Source organism: Empedobacter sp. UBA5987 (assembly GCF_002429865.1).
GTDB classification, from domain to species: Bacteria; Bacteroidota; Bacteroidia; order Flavobacteriales; family Weeksellaceae; genus Empedobacter; species Empedobacter falsenii_B.
On record NZ_DJBB01000081.1, the window covers coordinates 1 to 17,587 of the forward strand.

General features: G+C 31.4%; 21 protein-coding genes. 16 read left to right on the forward strand and 5 right to left on the reverse strand.

Annotation, left to right across the window (positions count from 1 at the left end; genetic code table 11):
• Positions 1 to 350 precede the first annotated feature (350 nt).
• Positions 351 to 887, forward strand: coding sequence for an RNA polymerase sigma factor (locus tag B3J26_RS14010; protein WP_038336888.1), 537 nt, complete (start codon positions 351 to 353; stop codon positions 885 to 887).
• Positions 888 to 911: 24 nt separating this feature from the next.
• Entirely contained in the window at positions 912 to 1,328 is a 417-nt protein-coding gene (locus B3J26_RS14015) for a hypothetical protein (RefSeq protein ID WP_038336886.1), read from the forward strand.
• 6 nt (positions 1,329 to 1,334) lie between these two features.
• Here the strand turns inward: B3J26_RS14015 and B3J26_RS14020 are convergent, their stop codons facing one another.
• From B3J26_RS14020 to mnmD, 3 genes are all read right to left on the reverse strand, one after another.
• Positions 1,335 to 1,631 carry an ATP-dependent Clp protease adaptor ClpS gene (locus B3J26_RS14020; RefSeq protein WP_180905936.1) on the reverse strand — a complete coding sequence of 99 codons (297 nt, stop codon included), beginning with the start codon at positions 1,629 to 1,631 and terminating at the stop codon, positions 1,335 to 1,337.
• A gap of 6 nt (positions 1,632 to 1,637) precedes the next feature.
• Entirely contained in the window at positions 1,638 to 2,465 is an 828-nt protein-coding gene (gene prmA, locus B3J26_RS14025; protein ID WP_125350306.1) for a 50S ribosomal protein L11 methyltransferase, read from the reverse strand.
• 72 nt (positions 2,466 to 2,537) lie between these two features.
• On the reverse strand, positions 2,538 to 3,254 hold the full coding sequence (gene mnmD / locus B3J26_RS14030) for a tRNA (5-methylaminomethyl-2-thiouridine)(34)-methyltransferase MnmD (protein WP_291074859.1): 717 nt from the start codon (positions 3,252 to 3,254) through the stop codon (positions 2,538 to 2,540).
• 80 nt (positions 3,255 to 3,334) lie between these two features.
• On the opposite strand from mnmD, the gene B3J26_RS14035 reads away from it, so the two are divergent.
• From B3J26_RS14035 to B3J26_RS14055, 5 genes are all read left to right on the forward strand, one after another.
• On the forward strand, positions 3,335 to 4,396 hold the full coding sequence (locus B3J26_RS14035; RefSeq protein WP_291074861.1) for a branched-chain amino acid aminotransferase: 1,062 nt from the start codon (positions 3,335 to 3,337) through the stop codon (positions 4,394 to 4,396).
• A gap of 105 nt (positions 4,397 to 4,501) precedes the next feature.
• Positions 4,502 to 5,524: a DUF4407 domain-containing protein gene (locus B3J26_RS14040; protein WP_291074863.1), complete on the forward strand. Its 1,023-nt coding sequence runs from the start codon at positions 4,502 to 4,504 to the stop codon at positions 5,522 to 5,524.
• A 54-nt stretch (positions 5,525 to 5,578) separates the two neighbouring features.
• Positions 5,579 to 6,007, forward strand: coding sequence for a hypothetical protein (locus B3J26_RS14045; RefSeq protein WP_125350302.1), 429 nt, complete (start codon positions 5,579 to 5,581; stop codon positions 6,005 to 6,007).
• A 31-nt stretch (positions 6,008 to 6,038) separates the two neighbouring features.
• Positions 6,039 to 6,275 (forward strand): hypothetical protein, encoded by a 237-nt coding sequence (locus tag B3J26_RS14050; protein ID WP_280050105.1) that lies wholly within the window; start codon positions 6,039 to 6,041, stop codon positions 6,273 to 6,275.
• The gene (locus B3J26_RS14055) at positions 6,257 to 6,541 is read left to right on the forward strand and encodes a type II toxin-antitoxin system RelE/ParE family toxin (protein ID WP_280051637.1); all 285 of its coding nucleotides are present in this window, start codon (positions 6,257 to 6,259) and stop codon (positions 6,539 to 6,541) included. Before B3J26_RS14050 ends, B3J26_RS14055 begins: the two co-directional genes overlap by 19 nt.
• 23 nt (positions 6,542 to 6,564) lie before the next feature.
• On the opposite strand, the gene folP is transcribed toward B3J26_RS14055, so the two are convergent.
• Positions 6,565 to 7,392 carry a dihydropteroate synthase gene (folP, locus tag B3J26_RS14060; RefSeq protein ID WP_286475847.1) on the reverse strand — a complete coding sequence of 276 codons (828 nt, stop codon included), beginning with the start codon at positions 7,390 to 7,392 and terminating at the stop codon, positions 6,565 to 6,567.
• A 53-nt stretch (positions 7,393 to 7,445) separates the two neighbouring features.
• Here folP and B3J26_RS14065 point away from each other — a divergent pair, with 53 nt between their 5' ends.
• The 6 genes from B3J26_RS14065 to B3J26_RS14090 all read left to right on the forward strand — a co-directional run bounded on the left by B3J26_RS14065 (position 7,446) and on the right by B3J26_RS14090 (position 13,036).
• Complete coding sequence (locus B3J26_RS14065) at positions 7,446 to 7,994, forward strand: DUF1599 domain-containing protein (protein ID WP_114999073.1); 549 nt, start codon at positions 7,446 to 7,448, stop codon at positions 7,992 to 7,994.
• Complete coding sequence (locus B3J26_RS14070) at positions 7,991 to 9,112, forward strand: BT_3928 family protein (RefSeq protein WP_114999075.1); 1,122 nt, start codon at positions 7,991 to 7,993, stop codon at positions 9,110 to 9,112. Before B3J26_RS14065 ends, B3J26_RS14070 begins: the two co-directional genes overlap by 4 nt.
• Before the next feature lie 3 nt (positions 9,113 to 9,115).
• The gene (locus B3J26_RS14075) at positions 9,116 to 10,198 is read left to right on the forward strand and encodes an ABC transporter permease (protein WP_291074868.1); all 1,083 of its coding nucleotides are present in this window, start codon (positions 9,116 to 9,118) and stop codon (positions 10,196 to 10,198) included.
• A 76-nt stretch (positions 10,199 to 10,274) separates the two neighbouring features.
• Positions 10,275 to 11,033 carry a triose-phosphate isomerase gene (tpiA, locus tag B3J26_RS14080; protein ID WP_291074870.1) on the forward strand — a complete coding sequence of 253 codons (759 nt, stop codon included), beginning with the start codon at positions 10,275 to 10,277 and terminating at the stop codon, positions 11,031 to 11,033.
• Positions 11,034 to 11,239: 206 nt separating this feature from the next.
• Entirely contained in the window at positions 11,240 to 11,998 is a 759-nt protein-coding gene (locus tag B3J26_RS14085) for a hypothetical protein (protein ID WP_280038169.1), read from the forward strand.
• Positions 11,999 to 12,121: 123 nt separating this feature from the next.
• The gene (locus tag B3J26_RS14090; protein ID WP_038336869.1) at positions 12,122 to 13,036 is read left to right on the forward strand and encodes a helix-turn-helix transcriptional regulator; all 915 of its coding nucleotides are present in this window, start codon (positions 12,122 to 12,124) and stop codon (positions 13,034 to 13,036) included.
• 34 nt (positions 13,037 to 13,070) lie between these two features.
• Here B3J26_RS14090 and B3J26_RS14095 read toward each other — a convergent pair whose 3' ends face one another.
• A complete protein-coding gene (locus B3J26_RS14095) occupies positions 13,071 to 15,212 on the reverse strand; it encodes a type IA DNA topoisomerase (RefSeq protein WP_291074872.1) in 2,142 nt (713 codons plus the stop codon).
• 323 nt (positions 15,213 to 15,535) lie between these two features.
• Here B3J26_RS14095 and B3J26_RS14100 point away from each other — a divergent pair, with 323 nt between their 5' ends.
• The 3 genes from B3J26_RS14100 (at position 15,536) to B3J26_RS14110 (ending at position 17,573) form a co-directional block, all read left to right on the forward strand.
• Complete coding sequence (locus B3J26_RS14100) at positions 15,536 to 16,348, forward strand: MotA/TolQ/ExbB proton channel family protein (protein ID WP_038336866.1); 813 nt, start codon at positions 15,536 to 15,538, stop codon at positions 16,346 to 16,348.
• Positions 16,349 to 16,436: 88 nt separating this feature from the next.
• Complete coding sequence (locus B3J26_RS14105) at positions 16,437 to 17,027, forward strand: biopolymer transporter ExbD (protein ID WP_038336865.1); 591 nt, start codon at positions 16,437 to 16,439, stop codon at positions 17,025 to 17,027.
• A gap of 18 nt (positions 17,028 to 17,045) precedes the next feature.
• Positions 17,046 to 17,573 carry an ExbD/TolR family protein gene (locus B3J26_RS14110; RefSeq protein ID WP_038336863.1) on the forward strand — a complete coding sequence of 176 codons (528 nt, stop codon included), beginning with the start codon at positions 17,046 to 17,048 and terminating at the stop codon, positions 17,571 to 17,573.
• Positions 17,574 to 17,587: the final 14 nt, after the last annotated feature.

Below are 17,587 nucleotides of genomic sequence, written 5' to 3' on the forward strand. Positions count from 1 at the left end.
CGCGTTAGGGATAGTAGTGGAAATCCTTTTGTAGGAATTGGATTTTCTGTAATAACTTCTAATTTTTTCTACAAAAGATTGGAACGGATAGCCCGACCGAGCAATTTATATTACTTGCTATTGAATTATTAAGAAGAAATTGATGAATCGTATAAATGAAAGGAAAAGAGCGAAGGAACGCCCAAATAAATTTTTCAATAGAAATATACTTTTATTGATAGGTTCATACTTAAGTATATGTGGAATATGGATTTGATTTCATAAAAAAAATATAAAATCTTGATTATGTTCAAAATTATTAGAAGTTTATCATTTCAAATTTAATAGCTTTACAGCTTAATATTATTCAATTGGATCAGAAAATATTAGATCACATTTTAAATAAGGATTGGGAACAAGCTTTTAAACTTCTTGTAAAAGATTATCATCAGAGAGTTTATTGGCAAATTCGTCGTATGGTTTTGATTCATGAAGATGCAGATGATATTGCTCAAAATGTTTTTATCAAAATCTATCAAAATTTGAATTCATTCAAAAATGAATCGAAATTATCGACATGGATTTTTAGGATTACTTATAACGAAACCATCAATTTTATTCATAAAAATGCTAAAGAACAAAATGTTTCATTCGAAGATTATTCGATGAATATTGCGGATGATTTATCTACGGATGAATATTATACAGGTGATGAAATTGAGTTGAAATTACAAAAAGCAATCGCAAGTTTGCCAGAAAAGCAGCGTGTAGTATTTATGATGAAATATTATGATGAAATGAAATATGAGCAGATTTCTGAAATTTCGGGTACATCTGTTGGCGCGCTAAAGGCGTCTTATCATCATGCAGTTGCAAAAATTAAAGAATTTTTAGAGGATGAAGATTAAACCTTTTTAACTTTTTTTTGTCTTATGTATGATATGAAAGAAAATGGATTAAAAAATAATTTTAAAGTTCCTGATAATTATTTTAAGAGTTTGGAAGATGAAATTTATCTTAAAAGCTTAAAACAAAAGGAAAATTATACAACTCCAACTAATTATTTTGAAGATTTAGAACAATCAATTTTATCGAAGACTATTGATAAAAAGGAAACAAAAGTTATACATTTCAATATTTGGTGGGCAGCTGCTTGTATATTGCTATTAGCATTGGTTGTTACTCCTTTTGTAATTAATTCTACAGAAAAATCTACAGAAGTTGTAGATACAAAAACAGAAAATCATGTTTACGAGAAGATTTATGATTCATATATAGCGAGCGATCAAAACAAAAAATCGTCCAATGTAACATTAGACGATTCTGATTTTGCTTTATATGATTATTAAGAAATTCTAAATAATTTCTGCACTCAAACCTCGGTTCAATAACTCTGTGCATCGAGGTTTTAAATCTTCTAATTCACCCGTCAAGACTTCGCATTTACCTTTGTAGTGAATCAAAATTGAACATTGTTCCGCTTGTTCAGGCGTGTGTTCACAAACATCAATCAACGACTCGATTACCCAATCAAAAGTATTCACATCGTCATTGTAAACAATAATTTGATATTTGTGCGATTCCTGTTCCAATACATCAACAGCCGAATCTTTTTCCGTTTCCCACATGGGTTGCGTTGCGTATTTTGTCATATCATTTTATTTTTTGAAATGTAGCGCAATCCACTCATTTCGTTGTTTTTTAGACACAAATTTCAAACCATTTTCTGTACAGAAAGCTAAGATATCATCAAAATCTTGCTCCATTAATCCACTTAAGAATAAATCTCCATTTTCATTCAAAACGTTGATGTAAGAAGGAATTTGACTGATCAAAATATTCTTGTTGATATTCGCTAAAATAATGTCAAATTGTTTGCTTCCTAAAAGTGAATTATCACCCATTTTAGCATCTAAACTAACACCATTTCGTTTTCCATTTTCGATAGAATTCTCCACAGCCCACTCGTCAATATCAATACATTCTGCATAATTTGCACCACGTTTCATTCCTAAAATTGCAAGAATTGACGTACCACAACCCATGTCCAAAATATCTTTTCCTGTAAATTCAGTTTCCAAGATATATTCTACCATCAAGTGTGTTGTAGAGTGGTGTCCAGTCCCAAAAGACATTTTTGGTTGAATGATAATTTCGTACGGAATATTTTCAACTGTTTCGTGAAATTCTGCACGAATTAAACATTGGTCGTTCACTAAAATTGGTGTGAAATTTTCTTCCCAAGTTGCATTCCAATTTTGTTGTTCAATTTCTTGACGCGTATAAGAAAAATCAATATTCTCAATAGAGTCAATTACTTCTTTTACTTGGTCAATATTTTCGTCAGTTTTTGGCATGTAAGCATCAAAACCTTCTCCGTTTTCAACAAAACTTTCAAAAGGTAATTCAGAAATCATTGCAATAATAATTTCATTAAAAGGCTCTACTTCCGCAACTTTAAATTTATATTCGATATAATTTGTCATAAAAAAATGTAGAAAACATCAAATTGTTTTCAGGTGCAAATTTACGATTTTTATAATTAATGATAAAGGAGATTATTTATCAAATGGAAAGTCTTTTAGACCAACCATCATTTCACGTTTTCCTGGAGGTCCAGGACGTTTTTGTACAATATAGCCCAAATCTTTCAATCCTCTTTTTATGGTTCCTTTCGCTGCATAAGTGGTAAAAATGGCAGATTTTTTAGTTAAAGAATCAACAATTTCTAACAATTCTTTTTCCCATAATTCTGGTTGAACCCGAGAACCAAATGCATCAAAATAAACCAAATCAAAATTATTTTCGTTGATATTTTTCAGATTGAAAAAATCTTCTTCTACTTTTTTAATTTCAAAATACGCAGAAATTTTATGCCAATTTTCCCAATTCGAATGAAATAATTGTTGATAATAATTTAAAAATTCTTCTTTTCGATGTTCAAATTCCGGATAAAGTTTGAAAACATTTTCAAAATAATTCATTAATTCAAATTCTTCATCAGAAACCGGAAATTTTTCTATTCCAACATATTGCACCGGAATTTTATGTTTTTCAGCTTCCATCAAAGTAACGAAAGAATTAAGTCCTGTACCTAATCCAATTTCGATAATTTTTATAGGATTTTTTGTTTCTGTAAAATGATGAAATCCATTTTGTATAAATACATGAAAAGCCTCTTGTACAGCACCATGTTTAGAATGATAAGATTCATCCCAATCTTCAATATAGATAGTTTTTGAACCATCTTCCGTTTCTTGAATAATTCTTTTCATCGTCGAAAGTTATGATTTTTATTATGAAAAAGTGCAAATAAAATGTACCTTTGATAAGCACAAACAAAATATATCGTAAAATGATTATAGAAAAAATTGCTGAATCAAAATTTAACGATTCAGTTTTCAACTCTACTGTTTTTGGTAAAGAGTTTACAGACCATATGTTGATCGCACATTACAAAGATGGTAAATGGGATGAGCCAAAAATTGTTCCTTACGGACCAATTTCAATGACGCCAGCAGCGATGTCTTTCCATTATGGTCAAACAATTTTTGAAGGAATGAAAGCCTACAAAAATGATAACGAAGAAGTATTTATTTTCTGTCCAGAGAAAAACTTCGAGCGTTTTAATTTATCTGCGGCACGTCTTAATATGCCTCAAATTCCGAAAGAAATTTTTATTGATGGTTTAGAAGCGATTATTGATATCGATCGTCAATGGGTACCAAAAGATTACGGAACGTCATTATATATTCGTCCAGTAATGTTCGCAACAGAAGAAGCGGTTTCTGCAAGAGCATCTAACGAATATATTTTTGCAATTTTATTAGCTTATGCTCCTAATTATTACGACAAACCTTTATCAGTAAAAATTGCTGATTATTATAGTCGTTCAGCTCAGGGAGGTGTTGGTTTTGCAAAATGTGGAGGAAACTACGCAGGATCTTTCTTTCCAACTTCTGAAGCTCAAAAAGATGGTTATGATCAAGTAATTTGGACAGATTCTATCGAGCATAAATACATTGAAGAAGCAGGAACAATGAATGTGATGGTACGTATCGGAAATAAAATTTTAACAGCGCCAACGTCTGAGCGTATTTTGAACGGAGTAACACGTGATTCTGTTTTAACTTTAGCAAAAGATAGTGGATATGAAGTAGAAGTACGTCCTGTAGAAGTACAAGAATTGTATGATGCTTACAAATCAGGAGAATTAAAAGAAGTATTTGGATGTGGAACTGCTGTTGTAATTACACAATACGATGCAGTTGGATTTGGTGAAGAGCGTGCTCAATTACCAACTTTAGCTGAAGAAGATTCTTTTGCATTACAATTGAAAAAGAAATTAAAAGATATTCAATACGGATTAGCAGAAGATCCTTATGGATGGAGAATTAAAATCGAAAAACAAGCTTAATTTTGTTTAAGTAAATTTTTTGAAAATATAAGCTGACAATTTGATTGTCAGCTTTTTTTGGCACGATATTTAATAATATGTTATACAAAGTACTATATTTGCAAAATGAATGGACTACAGAAATTTTTAATCATCTGTTCAGGGAGTAGTCTTGAACTCTTGAAAAAAACACCAACAGATATCAACAAACATGTTGGTATTGGAGGTGTCATATTATTTACAGGAATTTTGGCGGCTTTGTCTGCTGGATATGCGCTGAATACTGTTTTTGATAATATATATGCAGCAACAGGTTTTGGTTTGTTGTGGGGATTAATGATTTTTAATCTTGACCGATATATTGTCACATCAATGAAAAAGTCAGGTGGATTTTTTCGTCAGTTTTTTATTGCTTTGCCACGTATTTTGGTTGCAATTTTATTAGGTATTGTGATTTCGAAACCGTTAGAATTAAAAATTTTCGAGAAAGAAATTAACAAGCAATTAAATATTATTGTCAATCGAAATAAAACGGAATTACAAAAAGGAATTGATGCGCGTTATGCTGAATTGGGAACGCCTTTTTCGAATGAACGAAAAGAAATTTATGCAGAAATTGATAAATTAAGAAATGAGTATAATTCAGCTTCTACCGAGTTGGAAAAAGAAGTTGTTGGTACACAAACTGAAACAACAACTGGACGCGAAGGTTATGGACCAAATGCGAAACGAAAAGCAGAATTGAAAAAACAAAAAGCTGCCGAAATCGAAACTTATATTCAACAATCTGCGCCTCGTTTGGCTGAAATTAATAAAGAATTAGATCGATTGAATGTTGCAAAAGAAAAAGAAATTGATGCGGCTAAACCAACCGAAGAGAATTACAATGGTTTTGCTGCACGTATGCAGGCTTTAGACGAATTGTCAGTTAATAATCCAATTTTAGGAACTGCAGCTATTTTTATAGTTCTTGTGTTTATCTCGTTAGAAACTGCACCAGTTTTAGTGAAATTAATTGCGCCAAAAGGACCTTATGATTTTCTATTAGAAAAACATGAACATTCGTTCAAAATTTTTAGTAAAGAATCGATTCAGATTATGGATATCAAATCTGAAAAACGTGTGAAACATGAGTTAGAAAAAGCATAAATAATTAAAAAAGTAACTTCCATTTGAAGTTACTTTTTTAATTTTGCACAAGATATGGAAACTTATAAAATAGAAATTTACGGAGAAGACGAAAACCAAATTCAACGAATGGAAGAGGTGATTGCTCCTATAAAAGATATACAAGATTATTTTTGGAAAATTCTTTGGGTTGATGGCGAAAGTGAAACGGACGAATATTCGGTTTTCGAATTGCAAGAAGTCATTGATCAACAAGACGGAATTTTTGTGGAATATGATCAGTTAGAAAGTTTATGTTACAAAATGGAACATGTAACGGAAGCGTTGATTATTGGAGATCGAAAAGAAAATAATTTGCATGTAAATATTGAGGATGAAAATTTATATGATAATGAAGTCGTGTTTGAATTTGTGAAAGATTCGCATTGGCAAATTTTGACATCGGACATTAACATTGTTGATACATTTAAAGTTTTCTTTCCAAATAGTAAAATCATTGATTAAAATTGATTAACTTTAAATTAAATCTCTCATTATGAATACAGAAGAGTTAAAAAAGTTGACAATAGAAAAGATAAAAAAACTGGATGATAAAAATAGTATTGAGCAAATAAATAATTTACTTGATTTTGAATCTGAAAGTGGAATTTATACTTTAACTGACGAACAAATTGTTCGAGTTGAAGAAGCTAAAGATGAGTATAAAAATTCATCTATAATTAGTGAAAAAGTAGCCAATCAAGAAATTGAAAAATGGCTAAACGAAAAATAATTTGGACAAAAACAGCGAATCTTGAACGAAAAGAAATCTTAGAATATTGGATTTTAAGAAATAAATCAAAGAGATTTAGTATCAAATTAAATTATCTAATTCTTCAAACATTAGAAGTTTTGCGCGAAAATCCTACAATTGGTCGACGAACAAATATTGATAATGTGAGAGTAAAACTTATCAGAGAATATTTGTTATTGTATGAATTTACTGATGCTGAATTAATTATTTTGAGTATTTGGGATGCTCGCAGAAATATAAAATAAAAGCCTTTTTAGTGGCTTTTATTTTATATTTGATTCAATTTCTGAAAAATTTGTAAGGTTTCTTTTGCTTCTTTTACATCGTGAACACGCAAAATTTTTGCACCTTTTTGTAACGCAACCATATTTAGTACAGAAGTTCCGTTTAAAGCTTCTTGCGGAGTTGTTTCGAACAAATTATAAATCATCGATTTTCGCGAAATTCCGACTAATAAAGGAAAACCTTCAAAACCTAAAGCTTCCATTTTACTGAATAATTCGTAATTATGATCCAATGTTTTTGCAAATCCAAAACCAGGGTCCAAAATAATATCATTTACTTTTGCAGCTTTTAATTGAGCAATTTTCTGCGAAAAATATTCGTTTACTTCCAGCGTAATATCTGCATATTCAGGATTATTTTGCATCGTTTTCGGTGTTCCTTTCATGTGCATCAAAATGTACGGAACTCGAAGTTCTTTTATTGCATCAAACATGTTTTCGTCCAATTCCCAACCCGAAACATCATTTATAATAGCAGCGCCAGCTTTTACAGCTTCGCGTGCCACATTTCCTCGAAAAGTATCAATCGAAATAATCAATTCTGGATATTCTTCAATAATTTTTTCGATAATTGGTGCAGTTCTATCAATTTCTTCTTGCTCCGAAATATTTTCTGCTCCAGGTTTTGTAGAATAACCACCAATATCAATCATATCAGCACCTTCGGACAAATGTTTTTCAACTTTTTCTAAAATCAAATTCATCGATTGATTACTACCACCATCATAAAAAGAGTTTGGCGTTGTATTCAAAATTCCCATAATTTTAGGCTCGTTCAAATCAATCAAACGACCATTACAATTAATTGTCATATCTTAGAAGTTCTTTAAGCAATTTCAATTATTTTTGAAATCGAAACGAAATTATGAAAAATACCTCAATTCAATTTAAAGAAATCATCTCTGTTTGTCGAGATTTATATACAAAAAAATTACAAGATTATGGTCCGGCTTGGCGTGTATTGCGTTTGCCATCGTTGACCGATCAAATTTTTATCAAGGTAAACCGCATTCGTACGTTGCAAGAAGCGACGGAGCGTTTGGTTGATGAAGACGAAGAAGGAGAATTTGTGGCGATCGTTAATTATTCGATTATGGCATTGATTCAGTTGGAACTTGGTTTCGCAGATCAGCCTGATTTAACGGACGAACAAGCTATCGATTTTTATGATAAATATGCGACAATTGCGCATGATTTGATGATGAAAAAAAATCATGATTACGGTGAAGCTTGGCGAGATATGCGTGTTAGCTCCATCACAGATTTAATTTATCAGAAAGTTTTGCGCACAAAAAGTATCGAAGATAATAAAGGAAAAACAATTGTGTCTGAAGGTTTAGATGCAAATTATTTGGATATGATTAATTATTCGATTTTCGCAATGATTTTAATTAACGAAAAGAAAGCTTCATGAAATATTTAGTTCAATTTGCCCGAATTATAGTTGGTGTCATTTTTATAATTTCTGGATTTGTAAAAAATGTTGATCCAATTGGATTAAGTTTCAAATTAGAAGAATATTTTTCGCCAACAGTTCTTAATATTCCATTTTTAGAAGGTTTGAGTTTGCCTTTGGCAACATTTTTCTCCATTTTTGAAATTGTTTTAGGCGTTTTATTATTGCTTGGCGTTTGGAAAAGATTTACAACAATAGCTTTATTGTTAACGATTATTTTCTTCACATTTTTAACATTTTATTCAGCTTATTTCAATAAAGTAACCGATTGTGGGTGTTTTGGTGATGCGCTAAAACTAGAACCTTGGACATCATTTTACAAAGATGTTGTGCTTTTGGTGTTGATAATTATTTTAGTGATTGGTCAAAAATATATTAAACCTTTATTCGTTGAAAAAGCGAATTATGTAATCAATTTTGTTACAATTTTAGGTTCTGCAATTATTGCTTATATCGGAATTAATCATTTACCAATCATCGATTTTAGACCTTATGCAGTTGGAAAAAATTTGATTGAAGGAATGAAATCTCCGCAAGAATTAGGTTTAAAACCAACAACATATAAAACGATTTACACCATGAAAAATAGTGTAGATGGAAAAGTGGTTGAAATTGATGATTCGCAATATATTGCAGATGATAAGTGGTACAAACACGGAACGCCTTGGGTGATTGAAGCGGATAAAACGCGTACAATTGTGGAGAAAAAAGGGTACGAACCACCAATTCACGATTTTAATTTTGATTGCAATGGTGTTGATAAAACTTCTGAAATTTTGAATGCGCCGAAAGCGATCGTTTTTGTCATTCCTTTTGTTGAAAAAGTAAACGAGAAACAAATTGCGAAATTAAATACTCTAGGAAAAGAAGCGAAAGCAAAAGGTTTTGTTGTGACAGCGGTTTCGAATAATCCAATTAAAGGTTTAGAATTGGAGAATTGTTTTATGGATCAAACAACGATGAAAACAATTATTCGCTCTAATCCAGGAGTGATGATTTTAGAAAAAGGAACGGTAAAAGCGAAATATCATGACAACGATTTTCCTTCAATTAATCAATTAGAAGAATTATTTTAAAAAGTGATTAATTATATTTTAAATAAAATTTTCTACGGATTTCTAACGCTTTTTGGTGTAGTGACTGTAGTTTTTCTATTGTTTTCGGTTCTTCCTGGTGATCCTGCACGTATGATGCTCGATCAAAAAGAAGATCCTGAACAATTAGCTCAAATTAGAAAAAACTTAGGTTTAGATCAACCTTTGTGGAAACAATATGCTTTTTATATTAATGATTTGTCACCGATTTCTTTTCATAATATTGACGAAAACAATACAACATATACTTCATTAAGTTCTGATAAATACAATTACACAAAATTGATAGATTTCGGAACAAATGAAATGGTTTTGAAAACGCCTTATTTGCGTGAATCTTTTCAAAAACAAGGAAAAAGCGTCAGTACAATTATTGGAGAAACTTTACCAAATACAATGGTTTTGGCAATTGCAGCCATTATTATTGCAACGATAATTGGTGTTGTGTTGGGAATTGTTTCTGCTTTGATGAAAGATACATGGATTGACAGAGTTTTGTTGGTCGTAACAAGCTTTGGTATGAGTATTCCGTCTTTCTTTTCGGCAATTATCATTGCCTATATTTTTGCTTTTTTAATGCATGATATTACAGGGCTGAATATGATTGGAAGTCTATATGAAGTGGATGATTTGGGAGAAGGAAAACATTTGATGTTGAAAAATTTAATTCTTCCAGCAATTACATTAGGTTCGCGTCCGTTAGCGGTTTTTACGCAATTAACACGAAATTCGTTGTTAGAAGTTTTGAACCAAGATTATATCCGAACAGCTTTTGCAAAAGGACTTTCTAGAAAAACGGTGATTACAAAACATGCATTACGAAATGCTTTAAATCCTGTAATTACAGCAATTTCAGGTTGGTTTGCGTCGATGTTGGCAGGATCGGTTTTTGTGGAATTTGTTTTTGGTTGGAATGGTTTAGGAAAAGAAATCGTAAATGCATTGAATACATTAGATTTACCAATTGTGATGGGAGCTGTCTTAGTGATTGCTGTGATGTTTATTGTGATTAATATTTTGGTCGATATTCTTTACGGAATTTTAGATCCTCGCGTTCGCATAAAATAAATCAGTAATAATTTCACGATAAATAATTATCTTGCAGTAAATATTAAAACCAAAATCAAATAAAATACACTTTTTTATGCGTGATAGAATAGTAGCAGGAAACTGGAAAATGAACTTAAATTATGAAGAAGCGATTCATTTAGCAACAAACCTTAATGCTTGGGTGGCAGATAATCATCCAATTGCACAAGTTATTATTGCGCCTTCTTCTATTTATTTACAAACATTGTTAGAAGCTGTAGATGAACAATATGTTAAGATTTCTTCGCAAGATATTTCTGCTCACGAGAAAGGAGCCTATACAGGAGATATTTCTGCAGAACAATTGGATAGTATCGGATTAGATTTCGCTATAATTGGACATTCTGAGCGTAGAGAATACCAAGGAGAAACGGATATTGTGATTGCTGAAAAATTGAAACAAGCTTTTAAATATCAAATTAATCCAATTCTTTGTGTTGGAGAAAAATTGGAGGAACGTGAAGCAGAGAAACATTTTGATGTTGTAAAAACTCAATTGTTAGACGCTTTAGTTGCACAAAAACCAGAAGATCTTTCTCGTTTGATTATTGCTTACGAACCAGTTTGGGCAATTGGAACTGGAAAAACAGCTACACCAGAGCAAGCGCAAGAAATTCATGCATTTATTCGTAAAGTTTTGAATGATGAATTTGGAGTTGAAGTAGCGAATGATACAAGTATTTTATACGGAGGAAGTGTAAATGCACAGAATGCGGACGAAATTTTTGCTCAACCAGATATTGACGGCGGTCTTGTTGGTGGAGCTTCATTAAAATATGATGATTTTGTGCAGATTATTGCTGCATGTAAATAAATATAATGACTCAATCGAAAGATTGAGTTTTTTTATTTCCTTTTTCAATCTCTCTATTAATCAACGTTAGAATAGATTTATTGTCTGATTTAAGAAAATTATAACATTTCTTAGGATTAATTAAGATTTTTCGGAACAGTGTCTGCAAAGTTTTATAATGTACTAACTATTTAAAAAGTATCATTTTTAAACAAAACACATTTATTATGAAAAAATTGACGCAAGTATTAGGAATCGTAGCAATAGGGTTAGTTTCTTTCTCTTTTACTACAAAAAATGAAATTCCGGTAGCAACGCAATCATCATACAAAGTTGTAGAAGATGCTCCAAAAGTTGTTATTTTAGATATTGTAGATAATATCGCTGTAGAATCAGGAACAAATATCGCATCAGAATTTAAAACAAAGTTAGAATCTTTGAATAAAGAAAATGTTCAGGTTCTTTTATGGAAAGATTTAACGAAAGGATTAAAAGATGAAGAGAAAAGATCAATCATCGATAGTTTAAAACCTGAGTTAATCATGACATTAAATTTTGAAAAAACTGATGATAATACAAATAAAGTTGCCGCAGTTGTTTTTAAACAAAATGTTGCATTTAACGAAACAGTTAAAGTAGCAAAAGAGTTAACAGAAAACTTAAATTCAACAGCTGTTAAAAATGACGGAGTTTATCAAAACGAATCAAATTATATTCAAGATAATGCTGCACCATCAATTTTCTTAAGCGTAAAAGTGAAGAATGAACCAACTTCTAACGCAGAAATTGTTGATAAACTTTCTAATTTCATCGAAACAGCGAAAGTTGAAGATAGCACAACTCCAGTTGAAATAACATCAGAAGTAGTAGTAGATTCAGCGGCAGCTACGGTAGACTCAGCTACAACAACAATAGAAGCGGCGGTACAAGATGTAAAAGCAGCTACGAAAGATGCAAAAACAAAAGTAAAAAAATCTAAAAAATAGAATCCGTTTTTTCGAATATTTCATTTTTATTAATGAAGAAAAAGTAACATTTTGTAATGAAATGTTACTTTTTTTTGTTTTTAATTACAGATAACTTAAGTTTGCTCAAACACTTCCAATTCAATGTCAAAACAAGGTTATATCGCGCGTTATTTCAATATTGTTCGTAAATTATCACAACAAAAATATTGTTCTTATGAAGATTTAGAGCGTTTTTTGGAAAGAGAATTTGAAATGCTTCAACTTAATGATGATACATTAGAGTTTAATTTCTCTAAACGTACATTACAGCGCGATATTCAAGAAATCAGAAATATATTGGGAATTGATATAATGTATAGTCGCAGTCAGCGTGGATATTATATTATTCAAGACGATTATAGCTCTGATTTATTTCTGAAAACTTTAGAAGAAATTAATAGTTTTTCTGCTTTGAAATTGACAAATTCGCTCGAATCTATTGTGTATTTGGAAAAAAGAAAGCCAAAACGCGCCGAATTTTTACCAGATATTGTACAAGCAATTCAAGGAAAAAAGAAAATTGAATTTCATTATCAAAAATTTGGAGAGGAAAAAGAAACGATTCGTAAAGTTTCTCCAATTGCAATTAGAGAGCACAATAACCGATGGTATTTGATTGCGGATGATAAAGGAATTGTCAAAAATTTTGGTTTGGAACGAATGAATAAAGTTTTGATTCTTAGAGATAAAATTGATGATAATATCGAGTTTAATTACAATGATAAGTACAAATATTCGTTCGGGATTATTGTTCCAAGTTCAGAAAAACCAGAAAAAATAGTGCTTTCTGTGACCAAAAAACAAGCGGCCTATTTAGAATCTTTGCCTTTGCACGAATCCCAACAAATTTTAGAAACTAAAAACGATGAAGTTTTAATTGGTTTAGAACTATTTTTGACCGAAGATTTTATCAGCGAAATTCTTTCTATGAGTCGTTCAGTTACAATTATCGAACCTAAAAAATTGAAAGAAAAAGTCAAAACAATTTTGAAAGAAACGTTAGAGAAATATAATTAGCGAGTTTCGAATTTCGAAACTCGCTTTATTTTTTTTACATTTCTTCAAATTCTAAATCGAAATTCATTCCTAAAATAGCTTTACCAGTAACTTTTTCTCCATTTTCAGGATTGATTAAGCCAGCCATTTTTCCAGTTTTTTGTTTGGTTAACAAATCCAAAATTTGTTTATCAGTTAATTTTTTACCCATAAACTCGAACGGAATTTTGAATCCACATGCTGCAAAGTTTGCACAACCATAAGCGGCTTTTCCTTTGACTAATTTATGTGTTTTACATTTTGGACAAGTTGCATCTTCCAGATTAATTTCTTCTTTCGGTTTACGTTCCTTTTTAGGTTTTTCAGCTATTTGAACTGAATTCTGATGAGAAGCGATTGGTCTGAAGTAACTATTTTTTACATCAAATGTTAGTTTCGAAACCATTTCAATCAATTCTTGCTTAAATTGTTCTAATTCGTATTCACCTTTTTCAATCAAACGAAGTTTTCGTTCCCAAACACCAGTCAATTCAGGAGATTTTAATAATTCATCTTGAATGGTATCAATTAAATCAATACCCGTTTGTGTGGCGATAATATTACGTTTTTTCTTTTCTATGTATTTTCTACGAAACAAGGTTTCGATAATATTTGCACGCGTAGAAGGTCGACCAATTCCATTTTCTTTCATCAATTCGCGCATTTCTTCATCATCCACTTGTCGTCCAGCAGTTTCCATTCCTCGCAATAAAGTTGCTTCTGTATAATGTTTTGGTGGAGTTGTTTTTCCTTTGTGAATAAATGGTTCGTGAGGACCTTTTTCACCAATCTCAAAAATCGGCATTATTTTTTCCTCATCTTTTTCGTCTTCCTTTTTATCTTTTGCATAGACTTCGCGCCAACCCATTTCGAGAATTTGTTTTCCCGTTGCTTTAAAATTTATAGCAGAAAGTTGACCGTCTTTTCCATTATTTTCAACTTTTCCTTCGACAGTTGTGTTGGCAACTTTACACTCTGGATAAAAAACAGCAATAAAACGTCGTGCAACCAAATCATAGATACGTTTTTCTTCGTTCGATAAACCTTGTGGAAAGATTTCTGTAGGAATAATAGCGTGGTGATCGGTTACTTTTGTATTATCAAAAACTGCTTTCGACATCGGAATTGGTTGTGCCATCAAAGGGGCAATCAAATTTTGATAAGCGGTTAATTTATTTAAAATTCCAGGAACTTTAGGGTGAATATCTTCCGAAAGATAAGTGGTATCAACACGAGGATAGGTCACAAATTTTTTCTCGTAAAGACTTTGTATATATTTTAAGGTATTTTCTGCCGAAAACGCATATTTTTTATTCGCTTCTACTTGTAAAGCAGTTAAATCGAATAGGCGAGGATTTTTTTCACGACCCTCTTTTACATCGAAATCAATGATTTCAAACTCTCGATTTTTGATGAAATCTAAACCTTGTTTGGCTTTTTCTTCAGATTTTAAACGAGGTATTGTCGCATTAAACTCTACTTCTTTGAAAATCGTTTTCAATTCCCAATATTCCTCAATAATAAACGCATTGATTTCTTTTTGACGCTGTACAATCATTGCTAATGTAGGTGTTTGCACACGACCAATAGAAAGAACTGTTTTTGGCGGCGCAAATTTTTTGGTAAATAATCGTGTAGCGTTCATTCCTAGTAACCAATCGCCAATTGCACGCGCTTGTCCTGCAGAAAAAAGATTGAAATATTTTTCTCCATCTTTCAAATTATCAAAACCTTCTTTAATTGCTTCTTCTGTCAACGAAGAAATCCATAAACGCTTCATTGGCGCTTTAGCACGCGCTTTAAGTAAAACCCAACGTTGTATCAATTCTCCTTCCTGTCCAGCATCGCCACAGTTTATAATCTCGTCGACTTGATCGTTCGTGACTAATTTTTCGATGATATGAAATTGTTTCGAGACACCTTTATCTGCAATTAATTTAATTCCGAAACTTTGCGGAATCATTGGCAAATAATTAAGATCCCAGCTTTTCCACTCGGGTGTATAATCTTGCGGTTCTTTTAATGTACACAAGTGTCCGAAAGTCCAAGTGACCTGAAATCCATTTCCTTCATAGTATCCATCGTGCTTTTGATTCGCACCAATTACTTTGGCGATATCTTTAGCAACACTAGGTTTTTCGGCAATACAAACTTTCATAGCATTTATAATTATTGAAGTGCAAAAGTCAAAATAATAATTTAATTCTTAAAAAAAAATATAAATATGTATAATTATTGAATAAATTTGCGATAGGTTATTTTTTGTGGGAAGGCTGATTTTAATAAAATTATACATTGTTTAATATTAGATATATTGTTTTGATTATTTTTTAATTGTCAAATCAGTAAAAAATTCTATTGATTTCAAGTAGATTGAAAATTTAATATGATAACAACGTAAAAAATTTAGAAGAATTAAAAAATTTTCACTTAATTTACACCCACATTAATAAAAATCATAATATTTAAAAGAATTAGTAAATGGAAAAGAATGTAACAGTACCAGCTAAAACTAAAAAGGGAGGTCTTAACCCTGTGATTACTATGATCATTTTAATTGCAATCGCAATGGGGATCTTCAAGTTTGTATTTGGAGCAGAAGGTAATTTCGAAGGAGGAGATGTAGAAAAAGGTAATCCTTTAAACTTTTTAGGAATTATTCATAAAGGAGGGGTGATTATTCCATTCTTAATGTCTTTCTTCTTTATGGTAATCGTTTTCTCAATTGACCGTGTTATCGCTTTAAACAAAGCAAAAGGAACTGGATCTGCTGAGAAGTTTGTAAATGACATTCGTGCTTTATTAAACAAAAATGAAGTTAACAAAGCAATCGAATTATGTGACAAACAAAAAGGAGCTGTAGGTAACGTAGTTAAAGAAGGTTTAACAACTTACAAAGCTTTAGAAAACGACACAACGTTAAACAAAGAGCAAAAATTAGCTCAATTAGGTAAAACGTTAGAAGAAGCGACTACATTAGAAATGCCAACATTAGAGAAAAACATGACTATTATCTCTACAATTGCTTCTGTAGGTACGTTAATTGCCTTAATGGGTACAGTAATCGGTATGATTAAAGCATTCTTCGCATTAGGTGAAGGAGGAGGATCTCCAGATGCAGCTCAATTATCAGTAGGTATTGCCGAAGCCTTAATTAATACAGGTATGGGTATTGGTGCTTCTGCATTCGCTATTATTATGTATGCTTTCTTAACTTCTAAAATTGATGATTTAACATTCAAAATTGACGAAGTAGGAATGAGTATCCAACAATCTTTCTCTGCTCACAATTAATATTCAATTGACGAAGCCTTAGAAGGATAGTATAAGGACAAAATCAAACAACAAACAATTTAGAATATTAATTAATAATACAGAGAAAATGGCAAGAGTAAAACCAAAAAGAAGAGGTCCTTCGATGGACTTAACAGCTATGTCTGACATGGCTTGGCTTTTGTTAACTTTCTTTATTTTGACATCTAACTTTAGAGAACCTGAAGTTGTTCCAGTCGTAACACCAACATCTGTTTCGAACCAAAAAATGGCTGCTGAAAACATGATGATCATTAAAATTGATGGTGAAGGTAAGTTCTTATTCGGATTAGAAGAAAAAGATCGTATTCCTACATTAGAAAGAATGGGTGATAAGTACGGAGTAAAGTTTACAGATGCTGAAAAGAATGCATTCAAAAGCATAGTAGAGTTTGGTGTACCAATGAATGAAATGAGAAATTATTTGAATCAGTCTGCTGATAAACAACAATCATATCATCCAGGTATTCCATTAGATACGATACCTAACAAAAATCAAGAGTTAATTGATTGGGTATTTGAAGCAAAAGAAGTGAACCCAGATATTTTCTTAGCGATTAAAGGGGATCAAAAATCTGAATATATTCAATTCAAGAATTTGATTCAACAATTGCAAATGAAAAATATGAATAAGTTCCAGTTAATTACATCTCAAGAATAATTATTAAGAAATTAGAAAATGGCACAAATAGAAAGTCACGATGACGGTGGCGGAAAGAAAGTCCGTTCCAAAAAGAATTCGACGAAAGTCGATATGGCTCCTTTGGTTGATTTAGGTTTCTTATTAATTACTTTCTTTATGTTTGCGGCGACATCGATCAAACCAAATGTAATGAACTTGAATATGCCACCAAAAATTGACAAATTAGATCCAACTGATAAACCAGAAATTAAATTGAATAATTCTATATCAATTTTAATTGGAAAGGATAATAAGTTATTTTGGCATCAACAAGATCAGGCAGGATTAAACGGAGGAACTTTAAATGAAACTGACTACTCTAAAATTCGTGATGTTATTACAGCAGCACAAGGTAGAGCAGATAAGGATAAGTTTACTGTAATTATCAAACCTATGGATGATGCTACGTATGATAATTTAGTAACTATCTTGGATGAAATGGAAATTACAAAGTCTACTCGTTACGGAATCGTACCTGTTGCACCTTTTGAACAAAAAGTGTTCGACGAAAAAGTAGGTAAATAATTAGTTTAATTGTT

Bases quoted from the DNA above. Each gene is read 5' to 3' on its own strand.
- B3J26_RS14055 (WP_280051637.1), top strand. From the start codon at position 6,257: ATGGCTAAACGAAAAATAATTTGGACAAAAACAGCGAATCTTGAACGA.
- B3J26_RS14105 (WP_038336865.1), top strand. From the start codon at position 16,437: ATGGCAAGAGTAAAACCAAAAAGAAGAGGTCCTTCGATGGACTTAACA.
- B3J26_RS14110 (WP_038336863.1), top strand. From the start codon at position 17,046: ATGGCACAAATAGAAAGTCACGATGACGGTGGCGGAAAGAAAGTCCGT.
- mnmD (WP_291074859.1), bottom strand. From the start codon at position 3,254: ATGAAAAGAATTATTCAAGAAACGGAAGATGGTTCAAAAACTATCTAT.
- B3J26_RS14035 (WP_291074861.1), top strand. From the start codon at position 3,335: ATGATTATAGAAAAAATTGCTGAATCAAAATTTAACGATTCAGTTTTC.
- B3J26_RS14085 (WP_280038169.1), top strand. From the start codon at position 11,240: ATGAAAAAATTGACGCAAGTATTAGGAATCGTAGCAATAGGGTTAGTT.
- B3J26_RS14015 (WP_038336886.1), top strand. From the start codon at position 912: ATGTATGATATGAAAGAAAATGGATTAAAAAATAATTTTAAAGTTCCT.
- B3J26_RS14090 (WP_038336869.1), top strand. From the start codon at position 12,122: ATGTCAAAACAAGGTTATATCGCGCGTTATTTCAATATTGTTCGTAAA.
- prmA (WP_125350306.1), bottom strand. From the start codon at position 2,465: ATGACAAATTATATCGAATATAAATTTAAAGTTGCGGAAGTAGAGCCT.
- folP (WP_286475847.1), bottom strand. From the start codon at position 7,392: ATGACAATTAATTGTAATGGTCGTTTGATTGATTTGAACGAGCCTAAA.
- B3J26_RS14045 (WP_125350302.1), top strand. From the start codon at position 5,579: ATGGAAACTTATAAAATAGAAATTTACGGAGAAGACGAAAACCAAATT.
- tpiA (WP_291074870.1), top strand. From the start codon at position 10,275: ATGCGTGATAGAATAGTAGCAGGAAACTGGAAAATGAACTTAAATTAT.
- B3J26_RS14040 (WP_291074863.1), top strand. From the start codon at position 4,502: ATGAATGGACTACAGAAATTTTTAATCATCTGTTCAGGGAGTAGTCTT.
- B3J26_RS14020 (WP_180905936.1), bottom strand. From the start codon at position 1,631: ATGACAAAATACGCAACGCAACCCATGTGGGAAACGGAAAAAGATTCG.
- B3J26_RS14070 (WP_114999075.1), top strand. From the start codon at position 7,991: ATGAAATATTTAGTTCAATTTGCCCGAATTATAGTTGGTGTCATTTTT.
- B3J26_RS14100 (WP_038336866.1), top strand. From the start codon at position 15,536: ATGGAAAAGAATGTAACAGTACCAGCTAAAACTAAAAAGGGAGGTCTT.
- B3J26_RS14065 (WP_114999073.1), top strand. From the start codon at position 7,446: ATGAAAAATACCTCAATTCAATTTAAAGAAATCATCTCTGTTTGTCGA.
- B3J26_RS14050 (WP_280050105.1), top strand. From the start codon at position 6,039: ATGAATACAGAAGAGTTAAAAAAGTTGACAATAGAAAAGATAAAAAAA.
- B3J26_RS14095 (WP_291074872.1), bottom strand. From the start codon at position 15,212: ATGAAAGTTTGTATTGCCGAAAAACCTAGTGTTGCTAAAGATATCGCC.